13 protein-coding genes are annotated in these 16,646 nt (G+C 66.6%); 7 read left to right on the top strand and 6 right to left on the bottom strand.

The window, feature by feature from the left end; all coding sequences use genetic code 11:
- Positions 1-239 precede the first annotated feature (239 nt).
- Positions 240-1,058, top strand: a complete 819-nt coding sequence (locus ACFPPA_RS04730; protein ID WP_377317746.1) for a phosphodiester glycosidase family protein — start codon at positions 240-242, stop codon at positions 1,056-1,058.
- Positions 1,055-3,478: a penicillin acylase family protein gene (locus ACFPPA_RS04725; RefSeq protein WP_377317744.1), complete on the top strand. Its 2,424-nt coding sequence runs from the start codon at positions 1,055-1,057 to the stop codon at positions 3,476-3,478. Before ACFPPA_RS04730 ends, ACFPPA_RS04725 begins: the two co-directional genes overlap by 4 nt.
- 48 nt (positions 3,479-3,526) lie before the next feature.
- Here ACFPPA_RS04725 and ACFPPA_RS04720 read toward each other — a convergent pair whose 3' ends face one another.
- On the bottom strand, positions 3,527-4,606 hold the full coding sequence (locus ACFPPA_RS04720) for a class I SAM-dependent methyltransferase (RefSeq protein ID WP_377317742.1): 1,080 nt from the start codon (positions 4,604-4,606) through the stop codon (positions 3,527-3,529).
- 483 nt (positions 4,607-5,089) lie between these two features.
- Between ACFPPA_RS04720 and ACFPPA_RS04715 the strand changes: the two genes are divergently transcribed.
- The gene (locus ACFPPA_RS04715) at positions 5,090-6,829 is read left to right on the top strand and encodes a hypothetical protein (protein ID WP_377317740.1); all 1,740 of its coding nucleotides are present in this window, start codon (positions 5,090-5,092) and stop codon (positions 6,827-6,829) included.
- A gap of 34 nt (positions 6,830-6,863) precedes the next feature.
- Here ACFPPA_RS04715 and dapE read toward each other — a convergent pair whose 3' ends face one another.
- From dapE to dapD, 3 genes are read right to left on the bottom strand one after another with little or no spacing between them, the layout of a single operon-like run.
- On the bottom strand, positions 6,864-8,012 hold the full coding sequence (gene dapE / locus ACFPPA_RS04710; protein ID WP_377317738.1) for a succinyl-diaminopimelate desuccinylase: 1,149 nt from the start codon (positions 8,010-8,012) through the stop codon (positions 6,864-6,866).
- A gap of 56 nt (positions 8,013-8,068) precedes the next feature.
- Positions 8,069-8,425, bottom strand: a complete 357-nt coding sequence (locus tag ACFPPA_RS04705; protein WP_377317736.1) for a Spx/MgsR family RNA polymerase-binding regulatory protein — start codon at positions 8,423-8,425, stop codon at positions 8,069-8,071.
- A complete protein-coding gene (gene dapD, locus ACFPPA_RS04700) occupies positions 8,422-9,249 on the bottom strand; it encodes a 2,3,4,5-tetrahydropyridine-2,6-dicarboxylate N-succinyltransferase (protein ID WP_377317734.1) in 828 nt (275 codons plus the stop codon). The genes ACFPPA_RS04705 and dapD overlap by 4 nt, the downstream gene beginning before the upstream one ends.
- A gap of 255 nt (positions 9,250-9,504) precedes the next feature.
- On the opposite strand from dapD, the gene ACFPPA_RS04695 reads away from it, so the two are divergent.
- The 4 genes from ACFPPA_RS04695 to tssA all read left to right on the top strand — a co-directional run bounded on the left by ACFPPA_RS04695 (position 9,505) and on the right by tssA (position 12,197).
- Entirely contained in the window at positions 9,505-10,059 is a 555-nt protein-coding gene (locus ACFPPA_RS04695; protein ID WP_377317732.1) for an NADPH-dependent FMN reductase, read from the top strand.
- 157 nt (positions 10,060-10,216) lie between these two features.
- Positions 10,217-10,498: a hypothetical protein gene (locus ACFPPA_RS04690; RefSeq protein ID WP_377317730.1), complete on the top strand. Its 282-nt coding sequence runs from the start codon at positions 10,217-10,219 to the stop codon at positions 10,496-10,498.
- Positions 10,499-10,537: 39 nt separating this feature from the next.
- The gene (locus tag ACFPPA_RS04685) at positions 10,538-10,909 is read left to right on the top strand and encodes a hypothetical protein (protein ID WP_377317728.1); all 372 of its coding nucleotides are present in this window, start codon (positions 10,538-10,540) and stop codon (positions 10,907-10,909) included.
- Positions 10,910-11,165: 256 nt separating this feature from the next.
- Complete coding sequence (gene tssA / locus ACFPPA_RS04680) at positions 11,166-12,197, top strand: type VI secretion system protein TssA (protein WP_377319453.1); 1,032 nt, start codon at positions 11,166-11,168, stop codon at positions 12,195-12,197.
- A gap of 44 nt (positions 12,198-12,241) precedes the next feature.
- On the opposite strand, the gene ACFPPA_RS04675 is transcribed toward tssA, so the two are convergent.
- Both ACFPPA_RS04675 and ACFPPA_RS04670 read right to left on the bottom strand, forming a co-directional pair.
- Positions 12,242-13,357 carry a hypothetical protein gene (locus ACFPPA_RS04675; protein ID WP_377317726.1) on the bottom strand — a complete coding sequence of 372 codons (1,116 nt, stop codon included), beginning with the start codon at positions 13,355-13,357 and terminating at the stop codon, positions 12,242-12,244.
- The coding region (locus ACFPPA_RS04670; RefSeq protein ID WP_377317724.1) for a beta strand repeat-containing protein at positions 13,354-16,646 on the bottom strand (3,293 nt) is incomplete at its 5' end. The genes ACFPPA_RS04670 and ACFPPA_RS04675, both read right to left, overlap by 4 nt.

Below are 16,646 nucleotides of genomic sequence, written 5' to 3'. Positions count from 1 at the left end.
TCCGGGCAACTGTTGCATGGACGCTTTTCAGCCGAAATGACAAATGCCCCACGAATTCCGCCAGGACAGCCAGGCCACGACGCGCGGCCATGGCCGACCCGCGGCAAGCAGCGCCATGGACTACCCAGTCGAGCGGGCAACCGCTTGCCACCCTGCCATGCGGGCGGCATGGCGTCGCACCCCGGCACGAAGCCTTTGCAGGCCTTGCGCGGATGTCCGTGGCCGGCGACCATCGGCAGATGCTTTCATTCGCCGCATGCCCGCCACTCTCCCCATTCCCGCGTCAGCTGACGCGATGGTTGCTCGCCCTGACCCTGTTGGGTGGGGCCGCCGGCTGTGCGCCGACGGCGCAGGCGCTGGACAGCAGCGAGCTGGCGTTCGAGGGGCAGAATTATCGCATCGTCCATGTCGACCTGAAGCGCGAACAGTTGAGCCTGCACTGGCGCGAGCCGCAGAGCGGGCAGGCCTTCGGCAGCATCGAGACGCTGCGCCAATGGGGCGAGGCGCATGGCCGGCGACTGCTGTTTGCCGCCAATGCCGGCATCTACGACCACAAGTCCGCGCCGCTGGGGTTGTATGTGGAAAACGGCAGGACCGTGGTGCCGCTGAACCTGGCCCACGGCAATCCTGCCTCGGGCAATTTCTCGCTGCTGCCCAATGGCGTCTTCGTCATCTACCCGGACGGCCATGCCGCGGTGCGCACCAGTGCCGCATTCAAGACCGATGGCAAGGCGGCGCAGTGGGCGACCCAGTCCGGCCCGATGCTGCTGATCGACGGCAAGCTCAACGAACAGTTCGTCGATGACTCGTCCAGCCTGAAATGGCGCAGCGGCGTGTGCGCAAGAACGCCGACCGAGGTGATCTTTGCGGTCAGCGAGGCACCCGTGAATTTCCACACGTTTGGACGGCTGTTCCGCGACAGGCTCGGCTGCCGCGACGCGCTGTACCTGGACGGCAGCATCTCGCAGCTCTATGTCGACGGCGAGGGCTACGCCGGGGCCCCGGCCTTCATGGTGAAGCCGTACGCCGGCATCTTCGCCGTGTTCGCCAAGCCATGAGGGCGCGCACCGGAGGACGTTGCTGGCGCATCCTGCGCACCTGCCTGCTCACCGTACTGGTTCTGGTGCTGGCGGCGTTCGCAACGGGCTGGTGGCTGCTCGGCGGCAGTCGCCCGCGCCTGGACGGCCGGTTCCATTCGCGCGGCCTGGTCGCTCCGGTCAGCATCGGCCGGGACGCGCTGGGCACAGTCACCATCGATGGCGGCAATCGCAGCGACATCAGTTTTGCGCTGGGCTACGTGCATGCGCAGGAACGCTTCTTCGCGATGGACCTGATGCGTCGCATGAGCGCCGGCGAGCTGTCCGCCCTGGTCGGCCCGGCGGCCCTGAAGGTCGATCTCAACCATCGCCGCCATCGCCTGCGCGCGGTGGTCGAGGCCGCCTACGCCCAATTGCCGCCGGCACAGAAACAGGCGCTCGATCGCTACCGCGACGGCGTCAATGCCGGCCTCGCCGACCTGCGCGTGCGCCCGTGGGAATACCTGTTGCTGGGCAGCAAGCCGCAGCCATGGCGGGCGGAAGACAGCCTGCTGGTGATTGCCGCGATGTACCTGGATCTGAACAGCGATGGGCGCAACGAGCGCGAGCTGCACATGGCCGAAATGCGCGCGGTGCTGCCCGGTCCGCTGGTGGATTTCCTGTTGGCGCCGGACCCCGACTGGGAGGCGCCGCTGAGTGGCCGCCTGTCGCGCTCGCCGGTGATCCCCGCGGCCACGGTGTTCGACCTGCGCCATCGGCCCGCTGTCCCGACATCCGTCCGCCTGGTCGCCGCGCTGGCGCCGGCACTGGATGCGCCGCGTCCCGGCAGCAACAGTTTCGCGGTGGCCGGCGCGCTGACCGGCAACGGCGCGGCGATGCTGGCAAACGACATGCATCTGGGCCTGCGCGTGCCGAATATCTGGTTCCGCACCCGCCTGCGCTATCCCGATCCCGCCGCGCCGAACGGCCAGCGCGACGTCAACGGCGTCAGCCTGCCGGGCACGCCGGCGATCGTCGTCGGCAGCAATGGCCAGATCGCCTGGGGCTTCACCAACAGCTACGGCGACTGGACCGACTGGGTGCGCGTGCAGCGCGATCCGGCCCACCCCGACCGCTACAAGGTGCCGGAAGGCTGGGCGACGATCGCACACCACGACGAGCACATCCGGATCAAGGGCAGGCCCGACGTCGTGCTCACGGTCAAGGACACCCGCTGGGGCCCGATCATGGGCAGGGATGTCGATGGCACGCCGCTGGCGCTGGCCTGGATCGCGCAGCAACCACGCGCCTACAACGTCCAGCTGATGCAGCTCGAGCGCATGCCCGATCTGGCCAGCGCCCTGAACCTGGCACCGCAGCTCGGCATGCCACCGCAGAACCTGCTGGTCGCCGACCGGGCCGGGCATATCGGCTGGACACTCGCCGGCAACAGCATTCCGTTGCGCGCCGGCATCGATCCGCTGCTGCCGTCGGACTGGTCGAAGCCGGGCAGCGGCTGGCAGGGCTGGGCCGCTCCGGCGCAATACCCGCGCATCGAAGACCCCGCCTACGGTCGCCTTTGGACGGCGAACAACCGCACCGTGGACGGCGCCGCGCTGGCCCTGCTCGGCAACGGCGGCCACGATCTCGGCGCGCGCGCGCAGCAGATCCGCGACGATCTGCGTGCCCGGGTGGGGTTCAGCCCCGGCAACCTGCTCGACATACAGCTGGATAACCGCGCCGTGCTGCTGACCCGCTGGCAACGCCTGCTGCAGCAGACCCTGGCCGGCAGCAAGGAACCCGCGCTGCTGCAACTGCGTGAGCTCACCCGGACATGGCGTGACCGCGCCGCCATCGACAGCGTCGACTACCGGCTGGTGCGGGCCTTCCGCACCCGGGTCAGCGAGGCCGTGCTGGCGCCATTCGCCGCGCAGGTGAAGCAGCAGCACGAGGACTTCAGCTGGCCCGGCCAGAACAGTGCCGAAGCGGCCGTGTGGGCCATGATCCGGCAGCAACCGATGCAGTTGCTCGATCCGAAATACGCGCGCTGGCACGACCTGCTGGTCGATGCCGCCCGTCAGGTCGCAAGCGAACTGGGCCGGCAACCCGGCGGCCTCGCCGCGCGCACGTGGGGCGAGTACAACCGCAGCGACATCAAGCACCCGCTGGCCGCTGCCCTGCCCGGCTGGCTGGATCGCTTCATCGACATGCCCGACCAGCCACTGCCCGGTGACAACAACATGCCGCGGGTGGCCGCGCCCGGCTTCGGCGCTTCCGAACGCCTGGACGTATCGCCTGGCCACGAAGCCCAGGGCATCCTGGAAATGCCCGGTGGACAAAGCGACAACCCGCTGTCGCCCTACTTCGGTGCCGGAGATCAGGACTGGGTCAAGGGTCGCCCGACGCCACTGTTGCCCGGCAAGACCCGGCACACGATGACGATGGAGCCGGCAGACCGCTGAGCTGCCGTCACCCCGGCGATTCGTGCACCCCTGCCACGACCAGGTGGTTCAGGGACCGGCCTTGTATGCAAGCACGGTAAGAAACTCATCGTCCTCGATCCGGGGAGCTGGCCACCACAGACGAATGCGCGAGATCAGCGGCAACCGTGCAGGCTCCCTGCCGTAGGGTGACTTGCCCGACTGCATCCGCAGGCTGGCGAGGTCCATGGATTTCCTCACCGCGGTACGACGCCGGCTCTCGATGCGCACGAAGCCTGCAGCGTGCAGCATGTCGATCAGCGCCGACCGGCTGAAGATGACCAGGTGCCGCGGCGTTTCCAGGCCACGCCAGTGAACGCCCCAGCGCCGCGCGCCGCGACTCTGGATATTCGGCGTGTCGACGAACACCACGCCACCGGGTTTGAGCAGACGATGGACGGCCCGCAGAAACGTCGCCGGATCATGCAGGTGCTCCAGTACGTGGCTCAACGTGATGGCATCGAAACACCCTGCCTGCCCAGCGAACGACTCGATGCCGCCAGGGCGCGCATCCAGTCCCCGTTGCCTGGCGATGTCCACTGCCCTTTCGTCTGCATCGATGCCCACGGCTTCCCAACCGGCATCACCGGCATTGCGCAGATAGTCGCCGTTGCCACAACCGACATCCAGCAAGCGCTGACCCGGGAGGGGCCTGGGCAAAAAGCGGAATTCGGCATCGCGTTTCTGCCGCCAGACCGGCGACAGCCGCGCCAGCCAGATCGCCAGCGGGCTCGACGGCTGGCGCCGGGTGCCGTAGCGCGCATTCACATAGCCGTGGGTCAACGCCAGCTTCAGCGCACGCAGCCCCCCCGCCGCGCGCCGTTCTTCGCGTGCGCGGCCCGCGGCATGCGTGTAGTAGACGTCATAGGCCCTGCCGATGCTGGCCTCGTCTGGCCGTGGATCGAGATAGGCGCTGTGGCAGCGCGTGCAGCGATAGAGGTTCCAGCGCCCCGCCGCCGAAAAAAACACGTTGTCGACCAGGTCCCTGTGCAGCAGCTCGCGACCCGCGTTTGCGCAGGCCGGACAAGTCGCCACGTGTTCCAGCTCCCCGGCCGGCCACGGCTTGTCCCAGGCGGGTCGGGCTGCATTCGCGGGGATGTTTCGGGACATGCTGCTGACCGTGCGATACGGGCGAAACTGCGGGAGCGTCGAACATTGCCACAACGCGGTACGCCGCGACCATCTCGCAAGATCCAGCGGCAGCGACCGTTCACGAAGCGCAGGGTTTCGCTGCACCGGCCACCGGCCCGACTGCTGGGCCCAGTCGGCGCGATGCGTCCCTGCTGGCTGGCCGGATCAGGCCAGACATCGCGAAGAGAGGGCCGACCCGGTGTCGATGCCGGTCACGGGGGCACCGGGCGGCAAGGAAGGCCGACTGGAACGCGCGTCAGATTATTTGATGCTATCTTGCCGCGAACAGTCGCGACGGATATGACGACCGCGACGCGGTCGACCGTGGATCCGGCAGGGAATTTCGCCGCGAGGACTGGATGGCCAGGCACGACAGCGTCGGATGTCCGTTCTGCAGGACTCTGAGCCAACGGCGTTTTGCTACCGCCAGCGTGATCCCCACCAACAGGATCAAGCAAGCTCATGACAACAACGGCAAGCCCCTCCGCACCGACCAGCGTGCCGCTGGTGATCGGCGTGACCAGTCATCGCAATATTCCTGCGGACGAGATCGAACCGATCCGGCGGCGCGTGCGGCAGTTCCTTGCCACGCTGCAAGGCGATTTTCCCGAGCTGCCACTGGTCGTGCTGTCGGCGCTGGCCGAGGGCGGGGATCAACTCGTCGCCGAGGAGGCGCTCGCCGCCGGCGCGCGCCTGATTGCACCCTTGCCGTTGCCGCGCGAACTCTACACGAAGGACTTTGAAGCTCCGTCCACGCATGCCGTATTCGATTCACTGTGTGCCCGCGCCCAGGTGATCGACCTGCCCCTGCTGCCGGACAACTCGCACCACGGCATCGGCAGCCACGGACTGCAGCGCGATCGCCAGTATGGCCAGGCGGGCGTGTTCATCGCGCGCCACTGCCACCTGCTGCTGGCCATCTGGGACGGCAAGCGCTCCGACCGGCTCGGCGGGACGGCCCAGGTCGTGAACTATTTCCTCAGTGGCGTGATGCCCGGGTTGATCGAACGGCGCCACAGCATGCGCCGGCACCTTTTCGGCAGCGGCGACGAACGCCTGGTGTGCCAGATCGTCTGTTCGCGCGAGACCGACGATGGCGCACCGTCGGCACCGCTGCAGCCGGGACAATTGCTGTGGCGTACGCAGACCGGGCTGTCGCCCATCGACGCGCCCATGCCAGCGGCCTTCCGCAACACGTTCGAGCACATGGCCGAATTCGATGGCGACTGCGTGAAGTATCGCGATGAGATAGAAGGTTGCGGGGCCGCAGGCGACACGTCGCGCGGCAACGACGCGCCCCCGGCGCGACCCGAGGCGACGCTGTTCCGCGCCGCCGACTGGCTGGCTGTGCACTTTCGCCAGCGCGTGCTGCTGGCGATGCGGATCATCTACACGCTGGCCGCGGTGATGGCGATTGCCTTCACGATCTACGACAACCTACCCGACCAGGACGATTTCATCTATGTCTTCCTGCTGCTGTTCGCCAGCGGGGTATGCCTGAGCACGATCGCCAAGCGACGTGGCTGGCACCGCAAGTACCTGGACTATCGCGCGCTGGCGGAGGGTTTGCGGGTGCAGGGCTACTGGCACCGCGCCGGTATTTCGCTGACCGGCGATCCGGAGTTTGCCCAGGACAGCTTTCTGCAGAAGCAGGACATCGAACTGGGCTGGACCCGCAACGTGATGCGCAGTGCCGGACTGGGCCAGGCGGGTAACAAGCCGGACGATCCGGACCGGGAGCTGCATGAAGTCATCTGCGAATGGGTCGGCGATGCGGCGCATGGCGGCCAGATGGACTATTTCCGGAACCAGGCGGTGCAGCGGACCCGACAGCATCATCTGACCGAGACCCTGGGCCTCGCCAGCCTGTTCACCGGTATCGGCATCAGCATCGTGCTGGCCGCGCTGGCTCACCAGTTGTCGGCGGATACCAAGAATGCCCTGGTGATGGTCATGGGTGTGTTCTCGATCCTGGCCGCTGTACGCGAAGCGTATGCGTTCAAGAAAGCCGACAAGGAGCTGATCAAGCAGTACCGCTTCATGCAACGCATCTTTGCCGAGGCACGCACCGCACTGGACAATGCGATCGACGCCACCGAGCAGCGCGACATCCTGCGTTCGCTCGGCGAGGCCGCGCTGGCCGAACACGCGGAATGGGCCCTGATGCACCGCCAGCGTCCGCTGGAACACGGCAAGATGTGACGACCGGCGAGGTTGCCGCCCACGCGTCGGGACGCTAGCCCAGCAGCCGCTCGCACACCGCACGGTACACGGCGGGAAGTTGTTCCAGCGCGTCGAGCGCAACGCACTCGTCGACCTTGTGGATACTCGCGTTGACCGGCCCCAGCTCCACCACCTCGACCCCGAGTGGCGCGATGAAGCGGCCGTCCGAGGTACCGCCACCCGTACTCTGTTCGGGATCGACGCCGCAGAGGTCGCGGCACACCGCGACCACTGTCTCGCGCAGCACGCCGCCTGGCGGGGTGAGGAACGGCTCGCCGGAGAGGTTCCAGTCCAGCGCATGGTCGAGGCCATGCTTGTGCAGGATCGCCTCGGTGCGTGCGCGCAGCTCGGCCGCCGTGCTGGCCGTGCCGTAGCGGAAATTGATCAGGGCGCTGAGTGCACCGGGAATGACGTTGTTGGCGCCGGTGCCCGCATTGAGGTTGGACACCTGAAACGAGGTCGGCGGGAAATCCGCATTGCCCTCGTCCCAGCGCTCGTCAGCCAGCTCGGCCAGTGCGGGGGCGAACGCATGGATCGGGTTGAGCGCCTTCTCCGGGTAGGCCACGTGACCTTGCACGCCACGTACGGCGAGCGCGGCGGACAGCGAGCCGCGCCGGCCGACCCGGATCAGGTCGCCCAGGGTCTCCTTTGACGATGGCTCGCCCACCACGCACCAGTCGATCCGCTCGCCGGTGGCACGGAAGTGCTCGGCCACCCGGCGCACGCCGTCGAGGTTGGTCGGACCCTCCTCGTCGCTGGTCAGCAACAGGCCGACTCGTCCGCGATGGTCGGGCTGCGCCGCCACGAACCGCTCCAGCGCCACCACCATGGCGGCGACCGAGCCCTTCATGTCGGCGGCACCGCGGCCGTATAGAAGGCCATCGCGGATGGTCGGCTCGAACGGCGGACTGTGCCACGCAGCTTCCGGGCCGCTGGGCACCACGTCGACATGCCCGAGAAAGGCCAGCGTCGGCCCGGCGCCCGGCTCATTGTCCAATCCATGCGTCGCCCAGAAGTTATCCACCTCGCCATAGCGCAGGTGCTCGACGCGGAACCCGGCCCGCGCCAGGCGTTCGCCGATCAGCGCCAGGCAGCCGGCATCCTCGGGAGTGACCGATCGGCGGCGGATCAGGTTGCAGGTGAGCTCAAGCACATCGGACATGGCGGAGGCGTCCCGGTCATTGATACGTATCGAGGCATTCGTATGGCAGCAACAGGCTACTTGCCGAACAGCTTCTTGAAGCCGTTGTCGGTGAAGCCCACGCTGACCGTGCCGTCAGCCTGCACGACTACCGGGCGGCGCATCAGCGCCGGGTATTCTTTCAGCAACAGCGTCCACTCGGGGTCGGAACCGGGGTTCTTGCGTTGTGGCAGCAGGTTGCGCCAGGTGGTGGACGACTTGTTGACCAGCTTCTCCCAGCCCCCCAGCTGCTGCGCCCAGGCCTTGAGCGTGGCCGCCGGCAGCGGGTTGGCACGGTAGTCGACGAAATCGTGGGCCACCTCGAAGCGGGCGAGCCAGTTGCGCGCCTTCCTGCAGGTATCGCAGTTGGGCAGGCCGTAGATTGTGAGGCTCATTCGGCGCTCCTCAACAGCTCGTTGATGCCGGTCTTGGAGCGTGTCCTGGCATCGACCTGCTTGACGATGATCGCCGCGTACAGACTGTGACTGCCATCCTTCGCCGGCAGGCTGCCGGCGACCACCACGCTGCCGGCCGGCACACGGCCATAGCTGGTTTCGCCGGTGGCGCGGTTGTAGATGCGGGTGGACTGGCCGAGGAACACGCCCATGCCGATCACGCTGCCGCTCTCCACCACCACGCCCTCGACCACCTCGGAGCGGGCACCGATGAAACAATTGTCCTCGATGATGGTGGGATTGGCCTGCAGCGGTTCCAGCACGCCGCCGATACCGACGCCGCCGGACAGGTGCACGCCCGCGCCGATCTGGGCACAGGAGCCGACCGTGGCCCAGGTATCGATCATGCTGCCGCTGCCGACGTAGGCACCGATGTTGATGTAGCTCGGCATCAGCACAGCATCCCTGGCGATGTGCGCACCGCGGCGCACGAGTGCCCCAGGAACCACGCGGGCGCCCAGGCCAAGCAACTCGGCATCGTTGCCCTGCGCAAAGCGCAGCGGCACCTTGTCGAAGGCCTGGGCGGGGCCGCCGTCGACCACCCGGTTGTCGTTGATCCGGAAGTACAGCAGGACCGCCTTCTTGATCCACTGGTTCACCGTCCAGCCGCCATGGCCATCCGGCTCGGCCACGCGGCGTTCACCGGATTCGAGCAGGTCGATGACCCGGCCGATGGCCGGACGCAGGTGCGTCTCGATCTCGGTCTGCTTCAGTTCGTTGCGGCGCTCGAAGGCGTCGTCGATCAGGGTTTCAAGGGCTTGCATGGGATTCGTTCACCGGTTGAAGGTCGATCGGGGCGGAAGCCGTAAAGAGTACACGCTGCAACCATCATTGCCGCGGCGCGCAGGCATCCCGTCACTGCCGGATTCATCCATTCTTAACGGCTGGCGGCGGTAAATGGGGCGCCGCCCGACTTCATGCGTTCCTTCCGAACCAGAACGCACGTGAGCCGCGAGGTCGTGGACTGCCGTCATGCGATCGACCATCAGCAGTGTCACCCATCAGTCGAGGAGCCGGAAATGAGCCCGTTGAAAATCGCGATCCTGGTCGGAAGCCTGCGCATGGATTCGTTCAACCGTCGTCTTGCCCGCGCCGTGGAAAGACTCGCGCCAGACGACTTCGCGTTCAAGCACATCCAGATCAACGATCTGCCGCTGTACTCGCAGGATTTCGACGCAGCCTACCCTCCCGCCGCCACCCGGCTGAAAAAGGACATCGAAGCGGCCGACGGATTGCTGTTCGTCACGCCCGAATACAACCGCTCGGTACCCGGCGTGCTGAAAAATGCGATCGACGTCGCCTCGCGCCCCTGGGGTACCAATTCGTTTGCCGGCAAGCCGGGAGCAGTCATCGGCAGCTCGATCGGCTCGACCGGCACGGCGCTGGCACAGCAGCACCTGCGCAACATCCTGGCGTATCTCGACGTGCCGACGCTGGCCCAGCCGGAAGTGTTCATTCACTTCAAGGACGATCTGATCGCCGACGATGGAAGTATCGGCAGCGACGGCACGAGAAAATTCCTGCAGGGTTTCGTGGACAACTACGTGGCGTGGATCCGGCGCTTCGCGCGCTGACCTCGGCCGGAACGGCGCGGTGATCGCCCGGTCCGGTCCTGCACGCGTCCTGCCATCTTCACCAGCTGGCAACGCAGCCTGTGTGCATCATGTTGCCGGCTCCGCGCCAGGGCGCGCAGCCGAATCCGTCTACAAACTGCCAGGGGTGGATTGCGTCATGCGCGAACAGATCAGCGTGGGATTCATGGTTTTTGTCGCCGATGGCGAGGAAGGCATCGGCTCGGTCCGCGAGATCAGACACGGCTTGCCCGAGATGGTCGTCTACATCGAGAATGCCGGCGACTTCGTGATACCGCTATCGGCCGTCAAGGACGTCCATTCCGAGAAGGTCGTACTGGATCTGGACCGCCTGGATATCCGACTGCGCGACGCGATCCGGCATGCACGCGATTCGGAAGATCCGAATTTCGAAGCGCCGGCCTCCGAGGAGGAGGAATAGACGGGCATTCCCCCAGCGGGCGCAGTTCTCCGGAGAGGCATGGCTGACCGAGACGAGCAGAAACTGAACCACCGGCTCGACCGCATAGAACGGCACCTGCCCGGCGGGATTCGCCGAAGCCTGCGCTGGCTGCGCGAGCCTTCCTCCCGCTGGATGCGCATCCCGGCCGGCCTCCTCCTGGTCGTGGCGGGCATCTTCAGCATCCTGCCCTTCCTGGGGCTGTGGATGCTGCCATTGGGCCTGCTGCTGCTCGCCCAGGATCTGCCCTTCCTTCGGCGCCCGATGCGGCGTGCGTTGCTCTGGATCGAGTGGCGCTGGATCAGCTGGAAGCGCACGCGCCGGCGCGTACCGCCGGAGAACAACGAAGCCGCCGGCGATGCGTGCAAGGCCGCCTCCGCGCGACGCCGGTGATTCGGCCCGATCGAAAGCCGCCACTGACTTGCCTGCACACTGAAGAAACACACATGCAACGAATGGCCCCGCTACGCGATGGCTGCCGAATGCATTATCGGGGGAGACTGAAATTCCGTCGGTCAATCGGCATCAGTCCCGCGGATTCTTCGGTGGATCGACTGCTCTCGGAGCATTCGATCCAGTACCAATGACTGGTTTTGTGTCGGCATTTGGGGATAATGCTGCAATCCCTCCCGGAAGGCGGTGCGAACTCATGGCGCAATATAATCTGGAGTCTTTGCTGGCCCCGCTCGGTGATGATGCGCCGTCGGGAGAAGACCTCGAATACGATCCGGAGTTTCTCGCCCTGGAACGCGCCGCCGCGCCGAAAGCCGAACGCGCAGTGGGAGACAACGTCAAGGCCGCCGAAGAGCCCGACTGGGACAAGGTCGTCGAGCTGGCCGAGGCGGTGCTGCGTCGCTCCAAGGACCTGCGCGCCGCCGTTCATCTGACCACGGCATGGATGCGCACATCCGGCATGCCCGGCTGGAACGCGGGCCTGGGCCTGATCCGCGGATTGCTCGAGCATTTCTGGGACACCGTGCATCCGCAACTCGACGCCGAGGACGACAACGACCCGACCATGCGCGTCAACTCGGTGGTGCCACTGGGCGATCTGCAGGGCGTGCTGGGTTATTTTCGCACCACGGCTTTCGTGCAATCGCCCCGACTGGGACGATTTTCGCTGCGCGACCTGCGTATTGCCAATGGCACGCTGAAAGTCGCCACGGCAGATAATGAGCCGAACGCATCACTGACCGAAATCGAAGCCTGCTGCATGGACTGCGCCGAGCAGGAACTGGTCGCGGTAGCAGCCGCCATCAGCGAGTCACTCGATCACGCCAAGGCCATCGACGGCATTTTCAACGATCGTGTCGGTACCGCAGGCCCTGATTTCAAGAACCTGCTCGGTGATATCTACGAGTTGAAGAAGTTTGTCGATCCGCAACTCGCGCGGCGCGTGCCTACGGCGGGCGAGGCGGAAGCGGGCGGCGACCTCGCAGAGGGTGGTGGCGAGGCGGCTCGTGCCTCATCCACCGGTGCGATCGCCGGTCCGCAGGACGTCATGCGCCGGCTGGACGAGCTGTGCGATTACTACACCCGCTGCGAACCATCGAGTCCGGTGCCCCTGCTGCTGCGTCGCGCACAGCGCCTGGTCGGGATGGACTTCATGGATTTGCTGAAGGATCTCGCGCCCGGCGGCATCTCGGAGCTGAGGGTCGTCTCCGGCACCCCGGAGGAGTAGCCACCCGCAACCTCTTCAACAGCGGGGAAACGCTGCGGGCATGCTCAGTAGATACCCTTGCAGCTGTTGCCCGACGCGCGCACAAAAAGCTGCCGCACCGACGGATCCCAGCTCAGCGAAAGCCCGCCGGGAAGTCCGGCAGTGATGCCCGCCGACGCAATCTGGCTGATCGGCCCGATTGCCTCGCCATGTCCGTCGCCGAACGTCACCTTCGCGCTGATCGCATAGCTCAACGGGTCGGTGCAGCCTTCAATCACGATCCGCTGCGAGACCGTCCCCGCACCGCTGATATCAGGCATGGTCCCGGCAATCGGCGGCATCGCATGGCCAGCTCCGCCATGGCCCGCGCCACACGTGGCGGTCAGCGAGTAGCTCACCGAAAGCTTCGCCGGTGCTGCGACCTGTACGGCTGCGATGGCCTCCGGCTGGGAGGTGCAACCGACCAGGAATGCCTTGCGCCGGGATCGCACATGCAGCACATAACCGCCGGATGGCAGCCCGGTACTGTCCGGCAACTTCAGTTCGATACGGCTGGGCGACAAGCCGGTCACACTGGGCTGAACGCTCTGCGGCCTGCCCTGCCTGTCGGTTGCGGTGACCAGCGGACTTTCACACTGGGCGTCGAAGAGATTCTCGCCCACCAGCGCGAAGGCCATCTCCTTGCGGCTCTCGCGCAGCACGAACAGCGGCCGATGATCCATCGTCTCGACGCCATTGATGACCGGCTGCAGCTTCGATGAACCCGATGCCGCAGCAAGCAGGTCCACGGTACTGGCCAGCGCTTCGGCCATGGCCGTGGCATCGGCGTCAAGGCAGCCCCTGGTCGCGTCGAGGTAGGCACGGGCGCGCTGGGCTGCGGCATAGGCGCGATAGGCACTGCCTTTCGCCTCCGTGCCGATGGTGTCGATCGGCTTGACCGCATCGTTGCCCAGGGTCCTGCGCAGCGCATCTGCCATGCTGGCGAGATGCTGGCTGGTGGCGCCAAGACTGGACTGCGGCAGCCTGGCCGCGCGTGCGGCCAGATCGTGCCGGGCCGCCTCGAGCTGGGTGAGAACAATCGAGCCGGTCAATCGTGGCGCGAGTTGCGCCACGGCCGGGCCACCAAGGCTCGAGGCAAGCAGCCAGCACAGGATGCCGGCACCGAACCTGCCCACGCTCATCGTGGAGACTTCATCGGGCCGCCGACCATCCCCATGCCGGCGGTATCCTGGCAGTCGGCCTGATCGGGCTGGTCGGGGTCGCAACCGGCCTGCTGATCCGCGGGCAGCCTTACACCGGACGGCACAATACCGTACGAGCGATAGTTTGCGGTGACCACGCTCGGGTCGATGTACGAGTCTCCATGGTTGCCGTTCTGCGCGCTGCCAGCGCCCGTGGCGGTCGGCACGTTGATGGCGAAACCACCGGTCAGCGGCAACAGGTTGCCGCTGCTGTCCACCGCGTAGAAGTACGCCGGCGGCAGGCCCACGTTGGCGATCGTCTGCGGACCGGTGCCCACCACGTAGAGCGGCGCGGAAGCGGCGCCCATTCGACCGGTCGAGCCCCACACGCCGAGACTGTCATAGACCGGCGCGGTTCCCAGCTGGAACAGGTCGCCATGGGTCACGGACAGATAGAAGGCCGAGGTTCCGGCGTTCACCGTGAACGCACTCCCGGCCACCGAAGCCAGGGTCAGCGTCTTGTCGTTGGTCATGCTGAACCCGGCCAGCGACGTGAAGTTGCCCAGCGTGCTGACCATGTTGCTGATGCGGTTCGTGGCCGTGCCGAGCGTCGTGGCCCCCACCGCATGCCCGCTCAGCGTTTCTGCGGTGATCACGCCGCTGCCGCCTTCGCTGATCGTGCCGGCCGAATTCAGCGTGGTGGCCGTACCACTGACAGCACCATTGATGGCCAGGTCTCCAGCCGTCGTGGTCAACGTCGTGGCGGCGCCGCCGCTGATCGGGCCATTCACGGAGAGCGCCTGTGCATTGCTCAGCTCGAAGTTCGTCGCGCTGAAGCTGCCCAGGCTGCCGACGTGATTGCTGCCGGTCAGTGTCGTTGCACCGGCCGACTGGCCGCTGAGCGTGCCGGCGATCAGGTTGCCGCCGCTGCCTTCGCTGATCGCGCCGGCCGAATTCAGCGTGGTGGTCGTGCCAGTGACCGCACCATTGATGATCAGGTCACCGGATGTCGTGGTCAGCTTCACCAGCGGACCGCCATCGACCGGACCGGCCACCGTCAGCGTCTGGGCATTGGTCAGGCTGAGGTCTGCGCTGAAGCTGCCGAGGGTGTTGATGTGGTTGGCACCATCGAGAACGGTGTTGCCCGTGGAGTTCCCCGTCAGCGTTCCGGTGGTGATCACGCCGCCAGTGCCTTCGGTGATCGTGCCGGCCGAGTTCAGCGTCGTGGTCGTACCGCTGATGGCACCATCGATCGCCAGGTCACCCGACGTCGTGGTCAGCGCCGTACTGGCGCCACCATCGAGCGGACCGTTGACCGTCAGCGCCTGCGCGTTGCTCAGGGCGAAGTTCGCCGCGCTGAAACTGCCCAGGCTGCCGACATGGTTGCTGCCGTTCAGCGTCGTCGCCCCGGCGGACTGGCCGCTCAACGTGCCAGCGGTGATGCTGCCGCCACTGCCTTCGCCGATCGCGCCGGCCGAGTTGAGCGTCGTGGTCGTGCCGCTGACCGAGCCGTTGATCGCCAGGTCTCCCGACGTCGTGGTCAGTGCCGTGCTGGCACCGCCGATGAGCGGGCCGTTGACTGTCAGCGCCTGCGCGTTGGTCAGGGCGAAGTTTGCCGCGATGAAGCTGCCCAGGCTGCCGATGTGGTTGTTGCCGGTCAGCGTCGTCGCACCGGCGGACTGGCCGCTCAGCGTGCTGGCGGTAATGCTGCCGCTACTTCCCTCAGTGATCGCACCGGCCGAGTTGAGCGTCGTGGTCGTGCCGCTGACCGCGCCGTTGATTGCCAGGTTTCCGGCCGTCGTGGTCAAGGTCGTGCTGGCGCCCCCGCTGAGCGGCCCCGCCACGGTCAGCGCCTGCGCATTGGTCAGGGCGAAGTCCGTCGCACTGAAGCTGCCCAGCGTACTGACGTGATTGGCCCCGGTCAGTGCCGTGGCACCACTCGACTGGCCGCTGAGGGCGCCTGCGGTGATGACGCCGCCGCTCTGACTGATGTTGCCGCCGGCAGCCAGCGCCACCGTGGTCCCCGTGAGGTTCCTGCCCAACGCCAGATTGCCCGCCGACGCCAGTGCCACCGCGCCACCGGCAAGTGCGGTGTTCACCGTCAGCGCCCCGCTCGTCGTTTTCAGGCTGATGTTGCCGGAGCCGCCCGTCGTCGTCAGCGGCCCGCTCACCGTCAGTGCCTGCGCGTTGATCAGGCTGAAGTTCGCCGCAGCGAAATTGCCCAGCGTGCCGATCCTGTTGGCCTGATCGAGCGTCGTGCTGCCCACCGAGCTACCGGTCAGCGTGCCGGCAGTCATGACGCCGGCGCTCTGATTGATGGCCGCTCCGCTGACCAGGCTCAGTGCCCCCGAGGCGGTCACGTTGCTGCTCAGGTTCAACCCGCCATGCCCGGTCAACGATATGTTTGCGCCGCTCAAGGCACCGGGGGTAGTAAGCGATCCGCCGTTGGAGGTCAGCGTCAGGTTTGCGGTACCGGTGTTGATCGAGCCCGCCGGGAGGGTCAGCACGCCACCGGCAATCAGGCTCACCGCACCATTTGTGCCATTGCTCAGTCCCGCCATCGTCAGATTGTTGGCATCGGTGATCGACACTCCGGTGCCGCTGGCTGTCACCGCTCCGCCAAAGTCGTTGCCGGCGTTGGTCAGCGTGATCGCGCCGCTGCCCGCGTTGATCGTGCTGCTGCCGGTCACGTGCAGCGTACCGGTCTGGCTGATCGCGCCGTTGTTGCTGGTCGCCGCCAGGTTTCCGCCCACGCTGCCATGGCCGAGGTTCAGCGCGCCGTGGCTGATCACCGTCAGCGCTCCGGTCGACAGCGTGCCCAGGGTCAGCGCGTTCGTGTCGGTGATCTGGGTCGTGCCACCGGTCAGGCCTACCGCACCGGTGAAATCGTTGCCGGTGTTGGTCAGTGTGATCGCGCCGCTGCCCGCGTTGATCGTGCTGCTGCCGGTCACGTGCAGCGCACCGGTCTGGCTGATCGCCCCGTTGTTGCTGGTCGCCGCCAGGTTTCCGCCCACGCTGCCATGGCCGAGGTTCAGCGCGCCGTGGCTGATCACCGTCAGCGCTCCGGTCGACAGCGTGCCCAGGGTCAGCGCGTTCGTGTCGGTGATCTGGGTCGTGCCACCGGTCAGGCCTACCGCACCGGTGAAATCGTTGCCGGTGTTGGTCAGTGTGATCGCGCCGCTGCCCGCGTTGATCGTGCCGCTGCCGGTCACGATCAGCGCACCGGTCTGGCTGATCGCGCCGTTGTTGCTGGTCGCCGCCAGGTTGCCCGTCACCGTGCCGCTGCCCA

The sequence above is a fragment of the Rhodanobacter ginsengisoli genome, from assembly GCF_042657065.1.
Taxonomy (GTDB): domain Bacteria; phylum Pseudomonadota; class Gammaproteobacteria; order Xanthomonadales; family Rhodanobacteraceae; genus Rhodanobacter; species Rhodanobacter ginsengisoli.
Note: the sequence above shows the minus strand (reverse complement) of the source record. Positions and strands in the feature narration are given on the sequence as shown.